17 protein-coding genes are annotated in these 17,045 nt (G+C 70.2%); 9 read left to right on the forward strand and 8 right to left on the reverse strand.

Annotation, left to right across the window (positions count from 1 at the left end; translation table 11 throughout):
- Positions 1 to 38: 38 nt before the first annotated feature.
- The 6 genes from sepX to galU all read right to left on the reverse strand — a co-directional run bounded on the left by sepX (position 39) and on the right by galU (position 5,554).
- Entirely contained in the window at positions 39 to 1,367 is a 1,329-nt protein-coding gene (gene sepX / locus ACNFOC_RS20770; RefSeq protein ID WP_416960585.1) for a divisome protein SepX/GlpR, read from the reverse strand.
- Positions 1,368 to 1,574: 207 nt separating this feature from the next.
- Positions 1,575 to 2,189 (reverse strand): GNAT family N-acetyltransferase, encoded by a 615-nt coding sequence (locus ACNFOC_RS20775; protein WP_416960586.1) that lies wholly within the window; start codon positions 2,187 to 2,189, stop codon positions 1,575 to 1,577.
- A gap of 20 nt (positions 2,190 to 2,209) precedes the next feature.
- Positions 2,210 to 2,752, reverse strand: coding sequence for a MogA/MoaB family molybdenum cofactor biosynthesis protein (locus ACNFOC_RS20780; RefSeq protein WP_416960587.1), 543 nt, complete (start codon positions 2,750 to 2,752; stop codon positions 2,210 to 2,212).
- Positions 2,749 to 3,261 (reverse strand): cyclic pyranopterin monophosphate synthase MoaC, encoded by a 513-nt coding sequence (gene moaC / locus ACNFOC_RS20785; RefSeq protein ID WP_416960588.1) that lies wholly within the window; start codon positions 3,259 to 3,261, stop codon positions 2,749 to 2,751. The genes ACNFOC_RS20780 and moaC overlap by 4 nt, the downstream gene beginning before the upstream one ends.
- 62 nt (positions 3,262 to 3,323) lie before the next feature.
- Positions 3,324 to 4,646, reverse strand: a complete 1,323-nt coding sequence (gene glp, locus ACNFOC_RS20790; protein WP_416960589.1) for a molybdotransferase-like divisome protein Glp — start codon at positions 4,644 to 4,646, stop codon at positions 3,324 to 3,326.
- A 5-nt stretch (positions 4,647 to 4,651) separates the two neighbouring features.
- Entirely contained in the window at positions 4,652 to 5,554 is a 903-nt protein-coding gene (gene galU, locus ACNFOC_RS20795; protein ID WP_416960590.1) for a UTP--glucose-1-phosphate uridylyltransferase GalU, read from the reverse strand.
- Positions 5,555 to 5,686: 132 nt separating this feature from the next.
- Here galU and ACNFOC_RS20800 point away from each other — a divergent pair, with 132 nt between their 5' ends.
- Complete coding sequence (locus tag ACNFOC_RS20800) at positions 5,687 to 6,268, forward strand: 5-formyltetrahydrofolate cyclo-ligase (RefSeq protein ID WP_416960591.1); 582 nt, start codon at positions 5,687 to 5,689, stop codon at positions 6,266 to 6,268.
- A gap of 68 nt (positions 6,269 to 6,336) precedes the next feature.
- On the opposite strand, the gene ACNFOC_RS20805 is transcribed toward ACNFOC_RS20800, so the two are convergent.
- On the reverse strand, positions 6,337 to 9,087 hold the full coding sequence (locus ACNFOC_RS20805; protein ID WP_416960592.1) for a penicillin acylase family protein: 2,751 nt from the start codon (positions 9,085 to 9,087) through the stop codon (positions 6,337 to 6,339).
- A gap of 194 nt (positions 9,088 to 9,281) precedes the next feature.
- Between ACNFOC_RS20805 and ACNFOC_RS20810 the strand changes: the two genes are divergently transcribed.
- The 6 genes from ACNFOC_RS20810 to mscL all read left to right on the forward strand — a co-directional run bounded on the left by ACNFOC_RS20810 (position 9,282) and on the right by mscL (position 15,093).
- Positions 9,282 to 10,862, forward strand: coding sequence for a potassium/proton antiporter (locus ACNFOC_RS20810; protein WP_416960593.1), 1,581 nt, complete (start codon positions 9,282 to 9,284; stop codon positions 10,860 to 10,862).
- 270 nt (positions 10,863 to 11,132) lie between these two features.
- A complete protein-coding gene (locus tag ACNFOC_RS20815) occupies positions 11,133 to 12,407 on the forward strand; it encodes an MFS transporter (protein ID WP_416960594.1) in 1,275 nt (424 codons plus the stop codon).
- Between the two features lie 70 nt (positions 12,408 to 12,477).
- On the forward strand, positions 12,478 to 12,801 hold the full coding sequence (locus ACNFOC_RS20820) for an FmdB family zinc ribbon protein (RefSeq protein ID WP_416960595.1): 324 nt from the start codon (positions 12,478 to 12,480) through the stop codon (positions 12,799 to 12,801).
- 99 nt (positions 12,802 to 12,900) lie between these two features.
- Entirely contained in the window at positions 12,901 to 13,734 is an 834-nt protein-coding gene (locus tag ACNFOC_RS20825) for an S-methyl-5'-thioadenosine phosphorylase (protein WP_416960596.1), read from the forward strand.
- 165 nt (positions 13,735 to 13,899) lie between these two features.
- A complete protein-coding gene (locus ACNFOC_RS20830) occupies positions 13,900 to 14,472 on the forward strand; it encodes a hypothetical protein (RefSeq protein WP_416960597.1) in 573 nt (190 codons plus the stop codon).
- A gap of 159 nt (positions 14,473 to 14,631) precedes the next feature.
- On the forward strand, positions 14,632 to 15,093 hold the full coding sequence (mscL, locus tag ACNFOC_RS20835; protein ID WP_019057455.1) for a large conductance mechanosensitive channel protein MscL: 462 nt from the start codon (positions 14,632 to 14,634) through the stop codon (positions 15,091 to 15,093).
- Positions 15,094 to 15,101: 8 nt separating this feature from the next.
- On the opposite strand, the gene ACNFOC_RS20840 is transcribed toward mscL, so the two are convergent.
- Positions 15,102 to 15,278, reverse strand: a complete 177-nt coding sequence (locus ACNFOC_RS20840; RefSeq protein WP_398850414.1) for a hypothetical protein — start codon at positions 15,276 to 15,278, stop codon at positions 15,102 to 15,104.
- Positions 15,279 to 15,327: 49 nt separating this feature from the next.
- Between ACNFOC_RS20840 and ACNFOC_RS20845 the strand changes: the two genes are divergently transcribed.
- Together ACNFOC_RS20845 and ACNFOC_RS20850 are read left to right on the forward strand one after the other, a co-directional pair.
- On the forward strand, positions 15,328 to 16,542 hold the full coding sequence (locus ACNFOC_RS20845; RefSeq protein ID WP_416960598.1) for a low temperature requirement protein A: 1,215 nt from the start codon (positions 15,328 to 15,330) through the stop codon (positions 16,540 to 16,542).
- Positions 16,543 to 16,691: 149 nt separating this feature from the next.
- Positions 16,692 to 17,045, forward strand: a 354-nt coding sequence (locus ACNFOC_RS20850) for a P1 family peptidase (protein WP_416960599.1), incomplete at its 3' end; no start/stop codon positions are given.

The following is a 17,045-nucleotide window of genomic DNA, read 5'->3' on the forward strand; positions in this document are numbered from 1 at the left end:
TCCCCCTCAGGGTGCTTGGAAATCCGTTCCTTGGCTGGTCACTCGTTGGCCGCGCGGGGCCGTTCGCCGTCCTCGTACTGGTCGAACAGGGGGGTGCGGCCCCGCTCGCGGGCGCGTCGGGCGGAGGCGGCGCGACGGGCGTCGGTGCGTCCGTCGGCCGTCGTTTTGTCGTCCGACGGATCCTCCGCGTCCTCGTCCCGAGCGTCCCGGGCATCACGCTCGTCGCGGGCATCGCGGTCGTCCCGCGCGGCGGACCGCTCCTCGTGCTCCGGCGCCACGGAGCTGGACCGGGCCGAACTCCACGCGTCCGGCGCCCCGAGGTCCACGTCGGACGTGGCACGCGGCGCGACCGGCGCGGTGACGTACGTCGGCAGCGGTACCGGCACCGGGTCCCAGCTGTCGCCCTGGCCGGGCCGACGCTGCCGCTCGCGCTGCTGGTCGACCCATTCGGCGTGGTCGGTCTGCTCGACGAGGGCGCGACGGTCGGCGGCGAGTGCGGACAGCCCGGGGTCCGTCGCCGGTTGCGGGCCCTCCTCGGCGTCGTCGATCCCGGCGTCCACGGACGCGCGCCGACGCGGCTGACGCTCCCTCAGTCGCTGCGCGGCGACCTCGGCCTGGCGCCGGTCCATCTGGTAGGCGAAGCGGCGGCGTTCCTGCGAGCGCAGGTAGGCGATGTACCCGCTGAGCAGGACCGCCGGGACGCCGGGCGCCCAGAGCAGGGCGAGCCCGCCGACCGCCGCGACGATCGCGCCGAGCGTGAAGGCGAGGAAGAGCATCACGGTGGTACGCCTACGGCGCGCGAGCACCTTCACACGCCGGGCGCGCGCTGCCGCGGCCTCCTCGGCCGGCGAACGCCGCGCGACCGGGACGCGCTTGCGCGCAGACGCGGACGCGGGTGCGGACTTGGGCGCCTGAGCCGGCGCGGAGGCTTGGTGGGGTGCCGCCTTGGGCGCCTGTTCACGCGCCGGTTCGCGGACCGGCTCACGTTCGGGTTCGCGCGCCGATTCGCGCACCGCCCCGCGCTCCGGTTCTCGCGCCGCTTCCGGCCGGTCCTGACTCTGCTGCCGGACGGGCGCGTGCACCTGGGGACGGGCCGGGGGCATGGCGAAGGCCCGGACGTCCACCGAGTCGGTGACGACGTCCGGCACGACGGCGCTGGACTCCCCCTCCTCGGCGGAGCGCGCCCGCAGGTCCTTGGCGTACCGGCGCTCCATTCCCGCCCGTCCGGACAGCAGCCGGATGGCGGTGCTGAAGCGTTCCGTCGGACGGGCCTCGTTCAGCTCGTCCTGCCTACGGAGCCACATCGGCACCAAGTAGGCGGCCCAGGCCCCGACAATGACTGCGTAGATGAGGCCGCTGCTGCTCACGCCTCACACGGTAGAGGGGTTTGCGTGAGGCCATCTGCCAATTGAGTCGGTGTGTCGCACGATCTGGCTGATATTTCGAGCTTTTTTTGTGATGGATGCGATCAACAGGCCGCCGAGTTGGCGAATTCATTGCCCCAAGACGGTCATCCGCCGATCACTTTCGAACACTTATTCCATTTCCGGGCTTCGGGTCCAACGGGCTTGCCGCTATGCGGGATTGTCGTGCGGGGTGCTCCGGGAGCGTGCCCGCTGCCAGCGGGCCAGCAGCCCCTCGGGCACCTCTTCCGCGGTGAGCGCGAACACGAGATGGTCGCGCCAGGCGCCGTCGATGTGGAGATAACGGGGCCTGAGGCCTTCCTCACGGAATCCGAGTTTCTCGACGACCCGGCGGCTGGGGCCGTTCTCCGGGCGAATGCAGACCTCGATGCGGTGCAGTCCCACGGCCCGGAAACAGTGGTCGACGGCGAGTGCCACGGATGTCGGCATCACTCCGCGGCCGGCCACCGACTCGTCCACCCAGTAGCCGACGTGGCCCGAGCACATCGAGCCCCAGGTGATCCCGGCGACCGTCAACTGCCCGACCAGGCGCCCCTGGTATTCGATGACGAACGGCAGCATCCGGCCCGAGTTCGCCTCGGAGCGCAGGTGCCGGACCATCTGCCGGTAGGTCGGCCGGTGCGCGATCGGTCCGCTGGGCGTGGGCGGTGGAATGGTCGCCTCCCAGGGGCGCAGCCAGTCCCGGTTGCGCCGGTTGACCTCGCGCCAGGCCCGCTGGTCGCGCAGCTTTATCGGCCTCAGGACGATGTCGCCGTCCACCAGCACGGCGGGCCAGGATGGGCTGTTCAGCTCGCACCCCCACTGGTGTCGGCGGGTCTGGGGTGATCGCCGCCTCGGATCTGGTCGACGACGTGCGCCAGCAGGGGCTCCAGGACGGCGAGGCCGTCCCTCACCCCGCCGGTGGACCCCGGCAGGTTGACGATCAGTGTGCCCCCGGCGACTCCGGCCAGGCCCCGGGAGAGCGCCGAGGTCGGCACCTTCTCCCGTCCGAACGCCCGGATGGCCTCGGCGATGCCCGGCACCTCGTAGTCGATCACCGCGCGGGTCGCCTCGGGGGTGCGGTCGGTGGGCGAGACGCCGGTGCCGCCGGTGGTGACGACGGCGTCGTAACCGGCCGCTACGGCGGCTCGCAGGGCCGCCTCGACCGGGTCGCCGTCGGGGACCACCTGCGGCCCGTCGACAGCGAAGCCGAAGTCCTTGAGGCCGTCCGCGATCAAGGGGCCGCCCTTGTCCTCGTAGACCCCGGAGGCAGCCCGGTTGGAGGCGGTGACCACCAGTGCGCTGTACGGCGCGAGCAGCGCGCCGCCGACCGAATCGTCGAGCGTCATGTCCGGCTCCAGTCGCCCGACTTGCCGCCCGTCTTCTCCTCCACGCGCACGTCCGTGATGACCGCTCCCTTGTCGACCGCCTTGACCATGTCGATCACGGTGAGGGCCGCGACGGAGACCGCGGTGAGGGCCTCCATCTCGACTCCCGTGCGGTCCGTCGTCTTCACGGTGGCCCGGATCCGTACGGAGTCGTCCGCGACCGACAGATCCAGTTTCACACCCGACACCGACAACGGGTGGCAGAGCGGGATCAGGTCCGGGGTGCGTTTGGCGCCCATGATCCCGGCGATGCGCGCGGTGGCCAGGGCGTCGCCCTTGGGGACCCCTTCGCCGCGCAGCAGTTCGACCACGCGGGGCGAGACGAGGACGCGTCCGCTGGCGGTGGCGGTGCGCGCGGTCACGTCCTTCGCGGACACGTCGACCATCCGGGCGGCGCCCGCGTCGTCGATGTGCGTGAGGCGGTCTTGCGCAAGGGGTCCGGGGGTGTCCCCCCGGAAAGGCTCAGTCATGCTGTGTGGCGCTCCCGGTCCGGGCGTGTTGTGCGCGACACGGTACCGCCAACTCGGAGTACTCAGCCGAGCAGGACCACCTGGACCTCGGTGCCGGGCTCGACGGACTCGACGTCCTCGGGGACGACGATCAGCGCGTCGGCGAGCGCGAGGGCCGCGACCAGGTGCGATCCGGCGCCCCCTACGGGGGTCACGTCGCCGTCGGCGTACGTCCCGCGCAGGAACTGTCTGCGGCCCTTCGGGGAGGTCAGCGCCTTGTCGGTGGTGAGGGTGGCCCGGGTCGTCGGACGGTGGACGTCGTCCAGGCCCATCAGGGCGCGGATCGCGGGCCGGACGAACAGCTCGAAGGAGACGTACGACGACACCGGGTTGCCGGGGAGGGCCAGCAGCGGGATGTGGTCGGGGCCGATGGAGCCGAAGCCCTGGGGTTTTCCGGGCTGCATGGCGAGCTTGCGGAAGTCGATCCCGGCGCCCTCCTCGTCCTCGTCCCCTACGGAGGACAGCGCCTCCTTGACGACGTCGTACGCCCCGACGCTCACGCCGCCGGTGGTGACCAGGAGGTCGGCGCGGACAAGCTGGTCGTCGATGGTGGAGCGGAGGGTCTCGGCGTCGTCGGCGACGGCGCCCACCCGGTAGGCGATGGCTCCGGCGTCGCGGGCGGCGGCGGTGAGGGCGAAGCTGTTGGAGTCGTAGATCTGGCCGTCGCCCAACTGCTCGTCGGGCTGGACGAGTTCGCTGCCGGTGGACATGACGACCACGCGCGGGCGGGGGCGTACGCGGACCGTGCCGCGGCCGACCGCGGCGAGGAGGGCGATCTGCGGCGGGCCGAGCACCGTGCCGGCGTCCAGGGCGCGGTCGCCCGCCTTCACGTCGCTGCCCATCGCGCGCACGTGCGCGCGTGCCTCGGCCGAGCGGTACACATGTACGTGCCCGCCGGCGCCCTCGGGAGCCTGGCTGCGGGCCCGCATTCCGCTGACCGGGCCGCCGCCGAGGCCTCCGTCGGTCCACTCCACGGGGACGACGGCCTCGGCACCGGGTGGGAGCGGGGCGCCGGTCATGATGCGGGCGGTCTCGCCGGGGCCCACGTGGAGCGGCTCGGCCCGGCCCGCCGCGACGTCGCCGATCACCGTCAGGACCGCCGGGAACTCCTCGCTCGCGCCCGCGACATCCGTGACCCGCACCGCGTATCCGTCCATCGAGCTGTTGTCGAAGGGCGGGAGCGAGACCGGCACCGTGATGTCCTCGACCAGGACGCAGCCCTGGGCGTCGAGCAGTTGCAGCTCGATGGGTTCCAGGGGGCGGACGGTCGCGAGGATGTCCTCCAGGTGCTCGTCCACCGTCCAGAGGTGGTCGGGTCCTGCGGTGCGGTTCGCGGCGGTGCTCAACGTTGCTACATCTCCTCGGCTACGTAACTGCGAAGCCAGGCCCGGAAGTCCGGTCCCAGGTCTTCACGTTCGCACGCGAGTCTGACAATGGCACGCAGATAGTCGCCCCGGTCGCCGGTGTCATAGCGGCGGCCCTTGAAGACGACGCCGTGCACGGGGCCGCCGACCTTCTCGTCGGTGGCCAATTGCTGGAGGGCGTCGGTGAGTTGGATCTCGCCGCCGCGGCCCGGCTCGGTCTTGCGCAGTATGCCGAAGATGTGGGGGTCCAGGACGTAGCGGCCGATGATCGCGTAGTTCGACGGGGCGTCGGCCGCGTCCGGCTTCTCGACCAGGCCGGTCACCTTGACGACGTCGTCGTCCGCGGTGGCCTCCACGGCCGCGCAGCCGTAGAGGTGGATCTGCTCGGGCGCGACCTCCATGAGCGCGATGACGCTGCCGCCGTGCTGCTCCTGGACCTCGACCATGCGCGCGAGGAGGGGGTCGCGGGGGTCGATGAGGTCATCCCCGAGGAGGACGGCGAAGGGCTCATGGCCGACGTGCGGGGCCGCGCACAGGACCGCGTGACCGAGGCCCTTGGGATCGCCCTGGCGGACGTAGTGCATGGTGGCGAGGTCGCTGGACTCCTGGACCTTGGCGAGGCGGCTCGCGTCGCCCTTCTTCTGGAGGGCGGATTCGAGCTCGTAGTTGCGGTCGAAGTGGTCCTCCAGGGGGCGCTTGTTGCGCCCGGTGATCATGAGGACGTCGTCGAGCCCAGCCGACGCGGCCTCTTCGACCACGTACTGGATCGCGGGCTTGTCCACGACCGGCAGCATCTCCTTGGGAGTTGCCTTCGTGGCCGGCAGGAACCTGGTGCCGAGACCGGCTGCGGGGATGACAGCCTTGCTGATCCTGGGGTGCGACTGAGTCATGCCCGAACCTTATCCGGTGCCTTTGTGCTGAATCTGTGGCTCCGGTTAAAACGCTCTCATATGAGCACATTAGGAAGGGTACGGGTGGGACCTGTGCATCAGCTGGGACGTGAACCAGAGCCTGACAAGCGTATGTTGCGAAGAGAGTTCCTCACGGTGAGGAACAGGTTGACGGCCGATGACGTGCGGGAGGCCGCCGTCGCGCTCGCCGACCGCGCCCTGGAACTGCCGGAGTTGGCGCACGCGCGCACGGTGGCGGCGTACGTCTCCGTCGGCACCGAACCCGGAACGCTCACACTCCTGGACGCACTCCGCGCGCGGGGCATCGACGTCCTGCTCCCGGCGCTCCTCCCGGACAACGACCTGGACTGGGGCTCCTACGACGGCGAGGGCTCGCTCGCCCGGGTCCGACACGGCGGAAAGATGGCCCTGTTGGAGCCCTCCGGCGAGCGGCTCGGTCCGGACGCCGTGACGGCCGCCGACGTCGTCCTGCTGCCCGGTCTGGCGGTCGACGGGCGCGGGATGCGCCTGGGGCGCGGCGGGGGGTCGTACGACCGTGTGCTGGCGCGGCTGGAGCGGGCGGGCGTCCATCCCGCGCTGGTGGTGCTGCTGTACGACTCCGAGGTCGTCGAGCACGTCCCCGCGGAGGCGCACGACCGGCCGGTGCGGGCGGCGGTGACGCCCTCGGGTGTGCGGCGGTTCGCGGGGAACTGAAGGGGAACCGAAATGGCCCTCCACGCACGCGTGGAGGGCCATTTCGGGTTGTTCGGTTGTTCAACGAGTCACGGCTTCAGCACCAGGGTGTCGCTCGTGCTGTCGTCGACCGCCTTGGACGAGAACGACCAGGACAGCAGCTCACCGTCGACCCACTTGCTGGTCTGGTCGGTGTAGTGCGCGCTGTAGGCGTGCCCGGAGGCTCCGGTGAGGTTGATCCACTTGGACTTGTCGAAGTCGTCGAGGTTGACCACCATGCGCATCGACGGCACCCAGACGACTCCGTAGCCGCCTGCCGCGTTCCAGCCGGTCGCGTTGACCGTGGCCTCGCCGCCGCTGAGCTGCCAGGGGCCGCGGTTGAGGACGTACTGGACGATGCCGGGGCCGCTGGTGCCCAGGGTCTGGTTCTTCAGGAACAGGCGGTGCAGCCGGCCCCAGCTCCAGGTGTCGATGTCCTTGCCGAGCTTGGCGGTCAGCTCCCAGCGGGCGTCGATCATGGCGCGCTTGAACAGCTGGTTCATGTTGGTCGCCGCCGGGCGGTTGCCCGACGCGGGGGTCTTCCACCAGTCGCTGTTCGGGTCGTCCATGAGCTTGCGGACGACCTCGAACCAGCGGTCACCGCCGTCCGGTTGGGCCTGGTCGGCGTCACGCTCGCCGCACTCGCGCACCTTCTGGTTGTCCTCGTCGGCGGGACCGGTGGTGTCGACCGGCGCGACGTACAGGCACTGGCCCTCGACCCGCAGCTCCTTGGGCAGCTTGTTGCCGAAGGCGAGTTTGAGGATGTTGCGCCACACCGAGTTGAAGTAGGCGGCGGCCGCCGAGTCGGCGTCCTGGGTGTAGTCCCAGCCCTCCAGGAGCTTCTGCGCCTCGCGCACGTCCGGGTCGGGCTCGTCGATCTTCAGCAGCTTGGGCACGAGCAGCTTGGCGATCTCGCTGCTGTCGTCGAGCTGCATCTGCCGCATGTCGTCGGTGGAGATCTTGCCGCCGCCGTCGATCTTCGACTGGATCAGATCGGTGATGCGCTGGCTGCGGGTGCCGTAGCCCCAGTCCGTGGTGAGCGTGTACGGGTACTTGTCCTTGTCAATCACGGCCTGGTTGGCGGTGACGATGTAGCCGCGCTTCGGGTTGTACTCGTACGGCAGGGCGGCCTGCGGGATGTAGCCGGTCCAGTCGTACTTGGAGTCCCAGCCGGGCACGGGCAGCGAGCCGTCGCCCTTGCCACGCACCGGGATCTTGCCGGGCAGCGTGTAGCCGATGTTGTTCTTGGTGTCGGCGTAGACGAGGTTCTGCGAGGGCACGTCGAACTTCGCGGAAGCGGAGCGGAACTCGCTCCAGTCGGACGCCTTGTCGATGGCGAAGACGGCGTCCATGGTGCTGCCCGGGTCCTCGGCGGTCCAGCGCAGGGCGATGCCGTAGCCGTCGCCTCTGTCGGGTGCCGCGGTGTCGACGGTGGCCTTCTTGCCGACCTTCACGAGTTCGTCGTTGCGGTCGGACAGCAGCGGTCCGTTGTTGGTCTCCCGGACGACGATCTTCTTGGAGGCGCCGCCGGCGACCTTGATGGTCTCCGTGCGGGTCGTGAAGGGCTTCGTCGTGCCGTCGTACAGGTAGCCGTCGCCGGAGAGCTTCTCCAGGTAGAGGTCGGTGACGTCGACCCCGGAGTTGGTCATGCCCCAGGCGATGTTCTGGTTGTGGCCGATGACGACGCCGGGCATGCCCGCGAAGGTGTAGCCGCTGACGTCGTACTGGCACTTGCTGGAGACCGTGCGGCAGTGCAGGCCCATCTGGTACCAGACGGACGGCAGCGACGCCTCCAGGTGTGGATCGTTGGCCAGGAGGGGCTTGCCGGTGATGGTGTTCTTCCCGGCGACGACCCAGGAGTTGGAGCCGATGCCCTGGCCGTTCACGCCGACGGCCGTCGGGAGGTCGTCCAGGACGTCCGAGAGGCCCGCGAGCTGGCTCGTGAGGGCCGAGCTGGACGAGGACGACGACGAGCCCGTCGTGCCGCTCGTGGACGTGCTGGAGGAGCTGTCACCGCCGTCGAAGGTCTTGGTGTACTCGTCGTACTCGCCCTCGGTGACGATCGGCTGGTTGCGGCTGTACGGGTAGTCCGGGTACAGGTCCGCGATCTGCTGGGGGCCGAGGCGGGTGGTCATCAGGGCGCGGTCGATCTCGTCCTTCATGTTGCCGCGCAGGTCCCAGGCCATCGCCTTGAGCCACGCGACCGAGTCGACCGGGGTCCACTTCTCGGGCTTGTAGTCGTTCTCGAAGCCGAGAGCCGCGTACTCCAGGGAGATGTCCTTGCCGTCCTTGCCCTGGAGGTAGGCGTTGACCCCCTTGGCGTACGCCTGGAGGTACTTCTTCGTGGAGGCCGACAGTTTGGTGTCGTACTCCTTCTGGGCCACCCGGTCCCAGCCCAGGGTGCGCAGGAACTCGTCGTCCTTGACCTGGCTCTTGCCGAACATCTCGGACAGCCGCCCGGCGGTCATGTGCCGGCGCACGTCCATCTCGTAGAACCGGTCCTGCGCCTGGACGTAGCCCTGCGCCATGAACAGGTCCGCGTCGGAGGACGCGTAGATCTGCGGGATGCCGTAGCTGTCACGCTTGACGTCGACGGGCCCCGACAGGCCCTCGAGCGTGATCGAGCCCGTGGTCTGCGGAAGGGAGGCACGGACCGTGCTGACGGACCAGTACGCGCCGTAGGCGATGCCACCGATGATGGCCATTACCAGAACAAGCACCAGTAGACGGGCTTTGCGCCCCTTTTTCCTGCCGGACTTGCCGGGCTTATGACCCGATGAGGCGGTGGTGTTGGGGGGCATCGCTGTCCTTGCTGTCCTAACGCGAGCGGCAGGGCGGGCTGTGCTTTTGACTGAGCGCTGGAGCAACCATAGGCGCAGGGTCCCGAGCGACTTGACGCGGAGTCGGGTACCGACGCGGACGGGCATTCGATCTTGCCTCGAGAAGTGTCAAGAAATCGTCAAGAGTTAGGTAAGGTAACGAAGTACTTGGATGCATGGCACCGCAGCCTCGCGTCCCCTGTACATGTGCTGCCGCCCTGTACGCGCGTCAGCCGAGGAAGGGAAGGCCACTGACTGTCCACCACCTCGACCAGCTCCTGCTCGTCTGCTCGCTCGTCCTGCTCGTCGCCGTCGCGGCGGTCCGGGTCTCCTCGCGCAGCGGGCTCCCCAGCCTGCTCGTGTACCTGGGGATCGGCGTCGCCATGGGCCAGGACGGCATCGGCGACATCCACTTCGACAACGCCGAGCTGACCCAGGTCATCGGGTACGCGGCCCTGGTCGTGATCCTGGCCGAGGGCGGCCTCGGCACGAAGTGGAAGGAGGTCGGGCCGGTCCTGTCGTCCGCCGCCACGCTGGCGCTGGCGGGGGTGGCGGTGAGCGTCGGCGTCACGGCGGCGGGCGCGCACTATCTGGTCGGACTGGAGTGGCGGCAGGCGTTCATCATCGGGGCGGTGGTGTCCTCGACGGACGCGGCGGCGGTCTTCTCCGTGCTGCGCCGGATCCCCCTCCCCGCGCGCGTGACGGGCACGCTGGAGGCCGAGTCGGGCTTCAACGACGCCCCGGTGGTCATCCTGGTCGTCGCCTTCTCCACGGCCGGCCCCGTCGAGCACTGGTACCTGCTGGTGGCCGAGATAGCCCTGGAGCTGGCCATCGGCGCGGCCATCGGCCTCGCGGTGGGCTGGCTCGGCTCCTGGGGGATGCGGCACGTGGCACTGCCCGCCTCCGGCCTCTACCCGATCGCGGTCATGGCGATCGCGCTCACCGCGTACGCCACGGGCGCCCTGGCGCACGGCAGCGGCTTCCTGGCGGTCTATCTCGCGTCGATGGTGCTCGGCAACGCCAAGCTGCCCCACTGGCCCGCGACGCGCGGTTTCGCCGACGGGCTCGGCTGGATCGCCCAGATCGGCATGTTCGTCCTGCTCGGCCTGCTGGTCACCCCGCACGAGCTGGGGGACGACGTCTGGCCCGCGCTCCTCATCGGCCTGGTGCTGACGATGGTGGCCCGGCCGCTCAGCGTGGTCGTCAGCCTCACGCCGTTCCGGGTGCCCTGGCAGGAGCAGACCCTCATGTCCTGGGCCGGGCTGCGCGGCGCCGTACCCATCATCCTGGCGACGATCCCCATGGTGAACGGCGTCGAAGGCAGCCGCCGCATCTTCAACATCGTCTTCGTCCTGGTCGTCGTCTACACCCTCGTCCAGGGGCCGACGCTGCCCTGGCTGGCCCGCAAGCTGCGGCTCGGCGAGGGTCCGGAGGCCGCCGACCTCGGCATCGAATCGGCGCCCCTGGAGCGGCTGCGCGGACATCTGCTGTCGGTCGCGATCCCCGAGGAGTCGAAGATGCACGGCGTCGAGGTCAACGAGCTCAGGCTGCCGGCCGGGGCCGCGGTCACCCTCGTCGTACGCGACGGAAAATCGTTTGTCCCGCTGCCCTCGACGGTCCTGCGGCGCGGTGACGAGCTCCTCGTGGTCGCCACGGACCCGGTCCGGGACGCGGCGGAGCAGCGGCTGCGCGCGGTGGGTCACGGCGGCAAGCTGGCGGGGTGGCTGGGCACGGACGGTGCCGGCGCCAGTCGTTAAGGGCATGTTTCGTACGGTTCACATGTTCACCAATCACAGGTGAACGCGCGCGTGGTGCCCGTTTTCACAGGCTCAACAGGCTTCGTCACCTGTACGATGAAGGCACATTCTGATCGAACCAACTCTGCCTGACGCAGTGCTGGCGCGACCGTATGGCGGCCGAATCCCTCTCCGCGTGGGCACCGGTATCTACCGCAGTTCCGCGCAAGAGGACAGTGCTCGGCTCCCCCCGCACGGGGCGCGCTACCAGGTGGCAGAAAGGCACGGGCCGTGGCATCCACGGTCACCTCCCGCCCGGGATCACGTCCTGGATACGGGCAGTTGCTGCGCACGCGTGGCGCCTGGACGTTCCTGCTCCCCGGCTTCGCGGCACGCCAGCCGTTCGCGATGCTCACCATCTCCATCGTGCTGCTCGTGCAGCACACCACCGGCTCCTACGGCGCGGCGGGCGCCGCCGCGGCCGTCACCGGCGTCTCCATGGCCCTGTTCGCGCCCTACAGCGGACGGCTGGCCGACCGCCACGGGCAGCGGGCCGTCCTGCTCCCCGGCGTCCTGGTGCACACCCTGTCGGGCCTGACGTTCACGGCCCTCGCGCTCGGCCACGCGCCCCTGTGGGCGCTGTTCGTGGCGGCCGTGCCGACCGGCGCCTCGGTGCCGCAGATCGGGCCCATGGTGCGCGCCCGCTGGGGCGTGAAGCTCCAGGACTCCCCGCTGCTGAGCACGGCCGCGGCCTTCGAGTCGGTCACCGATGAACTGACCTTCGTCTTCGGCCCGTTGCTGGCGACCGCCCTGTGCACCGCCGTGAACCCGGCCGCGGGCCTGATCACGGAGGCGGGGCTCACCCTGATCGGCGGCCTGCTGTTCGCCGCTCAGAAGGGCACCCAGCCCAAGGTGACCCTCGTCGGGCACGCACGCGTGGAGCACGTTTCCGCGCTGAGCATCCCCGGGGTGCGCGTGCTGATCGTGACCTTCCTCGGCATCGGTTCGGTCTTCGGCGGCATGCAGGTCTCCCTGGCCGCCTTCACGGAGTCGATCGGAGAACCCGGCCTGAACGGCGTCCTGTACGGCACGTTCGCCGCCGGCAACATGCTCTCCGGGATCGTCTGCGGTGCCGTCGCCTGGAAGGTGGCCCCGCAGCGCCGCCTCCTCGTCGGCTACGCGGCCCTCGCGCTGACCGCGTCCGCCCTGTGGACGGCCCACTCGGCGCTGCTCCTGGCCGGCCTCGGTCTCCTGGTCGGCATGTGCATCGCGCCCGCCCTGATCACCGGCTACACGCTGGTCGAGGGGCTCGTCCCGGCCGGCGCCCGCACCGAGGCCTTCACCTGGCTGACCGGCGCGGTCGCCCTCGGCCAGGCCGCCGCCGTCACGGTCGCCGGACAGCTGGAGGACCGCCTGTGGGGCGGCGCCGGTTTCCTGGTGCCGATGGCCGGTACGGTGCTCGCCCTGGGGACCCTGATCGCACTCCGGTCGCACCTCGCGACCCGGCCCCGCAGCCGGACCGTCGCACGTGGCGTCGGTCACCGCGTGCCGGTGGCAGTGGACTGATCCCCGGGAATACGTCACTATGGACGCTCGTTAGCACTCATTGAGTGAGAGTGCCAGGAGGAAGACAACAGTGCCGACCTACCAGTATCAGTGCACCGAGTGCGGCGAGGGCCTCGAGGCGGTGCAGAAGTTCACCGACGACGCCCTGACCGAGTGCCCCAATTGCGGTGGCCGCCTGAAGAAGGTGTACTCCGCGGTCGGCATTGTCTTCAAGGGCTCCGGTTTCTATCGGAACGACAGCCGCGGCTCCTCGTCGAGCAGCTCGCCGGCCACCGCGAAGCCGTCGACGTCCTCGGACTCGAAGCCGTCCACCACCTCGACGTCGTCGTCCTCCTCGGACTCGAAGTCGTCGAGCTCGGGCTCCTCGTCCGGCAGTAACAGCTCCGCCGCGTAGGACTTTTCCGCAAGACCCTGTCGTCGTACAACGACAGGGTCTTCTGGCGTTCTCAAAGTCGCCTCCTACGCCTTTTCGACGGCGGCTAGGGTGCTGGCCATGGCGAACGCAGAGATCGGCGTAATCGGTGGCTCCGGGTTCTACTCGTTCCTCGACGACGTGACCGAGATCCAGGTGGACACCCCCTACGGACCACCCAGCGACTCCCTCTTCCTCGGCGAGATCGCCGGCCGGCGGGTCGCGTTCCTGCCCCGGCACGGGCGCGGCCACCATCTGCCGCCGCACCGCATCAACTACCGGGCGAACCTATGGGCGTTGCGCTCCGTCGGTGTGCGCCAGGTCCTCGGTCCGTGCGCGGTGGGCGGGCTGCGCCCCGAGTACGGGCCGGGCACCCTGCTGGTGCCGGACCAGCTGGTGGACCGTACGAAGTCCCGGACGGGCACGTACTTCGACGGACTCCCGCTGCCCGGCGGCACGGTGCCGAACGTGGTGCACGTGTCCCTGGCCGACCCCTACTGCCCGACCGGCCGGACGGCCGCGCTGAAGGCGGCGCGCGGGCGGGACTGGGAACCGGTGGACGGCGGCACACTCGTGGTGATCGAGGGCCCGCGCTTCTCGACCCGCGCCGAGTCCTTGTGGCACCAGGCGCAGGGCTGGTCGGTGGTCGGCATGACCGGCCACCCCGAGGCGGCGCTCGCCCGTGAACTGGAGCTCTGCTACTCCTCGTTGACCCTCGTCACCGACCTCGACGCGGGCGCCGAGACCGGCGAGGGCGTCTCCCACGACGAGGTGCTGCGGGTGTTCGCGGCCAACGTGGACCGGCTGCGGGGCGTGTTGTTCGACACGGTGGCCGCGCTGCCGGAGAGCCAGGCACGGGACTGCCTGTGCGTGAACGCGCTGGGCGGGGTGGATCCGGGCTTCGAGCTGCCGTAACCCTCGCACCGGACGGGGCGGCGAGAGCCTCCAGGGTGCGGAACGTCCCGTTCGGGTGAGGGAGTTGTCCACAACCGGCGGGTAACACACGGGCTCCGGCAGGCCCCGGCGGATTGCCGCATCGTGGGACCGCAAACCGATCCCTCGTCGCAGGTGGTGGTCCCCATGTCCCTCTCCCCTCCGTCCTTTCCCGGCCCGCCGGGCACCGATCCCTTTCCGCGCCCGCTGGGCACCGACGCTCCGCCCACGTGCGAGGTGCCGCACTTCGCGCCGGTGCGGGTGCGCGGCGCGCGCAGTCAACTGCGCCGGTTGCTACGGCACCGGAGGCGGGCCGTGGCCGCGGGGCTCGCGCTGACCGCGGCCGCGCTCGTGGCGGCGGGCCCGCGTGACGCGGCGGAGGCTCGGCACAGCGAGCGGCCCCGCGGGCATCCGGTGGCAGATCCGGTACGGCAGCGCCGGGCGGTCGAGTGGGTGTCGGCGCCGGTGCGGATCGCCGACGCCGGTACGGTCCGGCTGCTGCGGGCCGGCGACCGGGTCGATGTGATCGCCGCGGAGGAGTCGGCGGCGGGCGGTGACGCTCACGTGGTCGCGCGCGGGGCGCGGGTGACGAAGGTGCCCGAGCCGCTCGAAGTGGCGGACGGCGGCGGGGCGTTGGTGGTGCTGTCGGTGCCGCGCTCCACGGCGGCGCGGCTGGCCGGCGCCGGCGCCACGGCACGGCTGGCGGTGACACTGTGGTGAACCGTGCGCTCCGTGTCGTGGTCAGGGCCTTCCGTCGCCTGTGCGAATTCGTGTCAAGTCCCTCGTTCGAGTTACTGAATTGGACAGGGCGGCCGGGCCTTGACGTAGGTTGCGGAGCTGTTGGTTCCACACCCTGCACGTGCGAGAAGAGGCTCCGAGTTGAGCGAGAAGAAGAAGGAATCGGGCGTCTGGCAGGGCTTCAAGGCCTTCCTGATGCGCGGGAACGTCGTCGATCTGGCAGTCGCGGTCGTCATCGGCGCCGCCTTCACGAACATCGTCAACTCGGTGGTGAAGGGCATCATCAACCCGCTCGTCGGGGCGATCGGCACACAGAACCTGGACACCTACAGCTCGTGCCTGAGCAGCAGTTGCTCGGGCGACAAGGGCATCCAGCTGATGTGGGGCTCCGTCCTGGGAGCCGCCCTCAGCTTCGTGATCACCGCGGCGGTCGTCTACTTCCTGATGGTCCTGCCGATGTCGAAGTACCTGGCCCGCGCGGAGGCCCAGCGCAAGGCCAAGGAAGGCACGCAGGAGGTCATCGAGATCACCGAGCTGGAGGTGCTCAAGGAGATCCGCGACGCGCTGGTCGCGCAGCGCGGCGAGGGGCACCGGGAGCCGTAGCCGAAGGCTCAGATGTGGTGGGGCGGCTTCTCGTCGAGGAAGCGCTTCAGGTCGGCCGCGCTGTCGCCCTCGGGCCGCTCGCCCCACCCGCGGTCCGTGTCGTCCGAGGACGGCCGGCTCAGCGGGTCGTCGAAGACCAGCGCGGGCTTCGGATCGCGCGGCGCGGGGGCGGGGACAGTACTCATGCCTCCAGGGTACGGCCCCCGGCGGACGTTATCTGCTGTGCTTGGCCCCATGACGTCCGAGACTCACAGACCCCAGCGCCCCCTACGCCCCCTGCGCCCGCTCACCGCCCGAGGCCGGGACGAGCCGCACCGGGTCGCCTCCCCGCTGGAACTCTTCTTCGACCTGTGTTTCGTCGTGGCCATCGCGCAGGCGGGCCTCCAGCTGGCGCACGCCGTCGCGGAGGGCCATGCGGGCGAGGGCGTCATGAACTACGCGATGCAGTTCTTCTCGATCTGGTGGGCCTGGATGAACTTCTCCTGGTTCGCCTCGGCGTACGACAACGACGACGTGCTGTACCGGGTCGTCACCCTGGTGCAGATCGCCGGCGTCCTGGTCCTCGCGGCCGGGGTCACACGGGCCTTCGATCAGCACGACTACGTGGTCGTCTGGATCGGCTACCTGATCATGCGGGCGGCGATGGCCGCGCAGTGGCTGCGGGCGGCGAAGGACGCCGCGGGCCCGGAGCGGACGATGGCATTGCGGTACGCGGGCGGCGTGCTGCTCTGCATGGTCGGCTGGACCGGCCTGGTGGTCCTGCCGGAACCGGCCCGGGGCTGGGTGTTCCTCGTGATGGTGATCGCCGAGCTGTGCGTGCCGCGCTACGCGGAGAAGGACTTCCCTACGCCGTGGCATCCGCACCACATCTCGGAACGGTACGGGCTGTTCACGATCATCGTGCTGGGCGAGACGATCGCGGCGGCGACGGTCGCCGTGAAGTCCGGGGTGGACGAGCACGACGCGCTGGGCGAATGGCTCCCCATCGCGGCCGGCGGACTGCTGATCGTGTTCGCCGCCTGGTGGATCTACTTCGTGGTGCCGATCCACGGCCACCTTCGCTCCAACAAGCAGGCGTTCCTGTGGGGTTACGGCCACTACCTGATCTTCGCGTCGGCGGCCACGATCGGCGCGGGCCTGGAAGTGGCGGTCACACAGGCGGCCGGCAAGGCACACATCTCCACACTGGCGGCATCCGCCGCGGTGACCCTGCCGACGGCGCTGTACCTGCTCAGCGTCTGGGCACTCCACGCCCGCCACTACAAGGTGGGCATCACCCAGCAACTGGTGCTCCCCGTGGCCGCGTTGCTGGTGATCTGCTGCACCTTCATGGGGCAGTGGGCGGTACTCGCGGCGGGACTGGTGTCGGCGCTGACGGTGGCGGTCGGGGTGACACTGACGGCACGGACGGCTGCCGCCGGGGAGAGCGGAGCGGAGGCGACGGCGTAAGTGACCTGACCGCGACCGAGACAGCGGTCGAAGCTCAGGCGACCGTCACGGGAACAGTGGCCCAAGCGGGGCCGTCCGTCCCCGGATCACCGGTGCGCACCGCGCCGACAGGCCCCGAATCGGCCGGGGGCTGGGCAAGACTGACCCCCATGACAGTTGACGCATTGACGGATGTGGCCGGAGTGCGGGTGGGGCATGCGACGCGGTCGGGGGACGGTTGGCTCACCGGTACGACCGTCGTGCTGGCGCCGGAGGGCGGGGCGGTGGCCGCCGTGGACGTGCGGGGCGGCGGGCCCGGTACCAAGGAGACCGACGCGCTCGATCCGCGGAACCTGGTGCAGCGGGTCGACGCGATCGTACTGACCGGCGGCAGCGCGTACGGGCTCGATGCCGCGTCGGGGCCGCCGGCCTTCGCTCCACACATGTCTTGGTTTCCTTCAGGTCGCAGCGGTAGTGCGGTTGCTTACTTGTTGGCGCCGAGCTCGATCGGAACGCCGACCAGG

Origin of the sequence: Streptomyces colwelliae (genome assembly GCF_048158785.1) — a bacterium.
Taxonomy (GTDB): Bacteria; Actinomycetota; Actinomycetes; order Streptomycetales; family Streptomycetaceae; genus Streptomyces.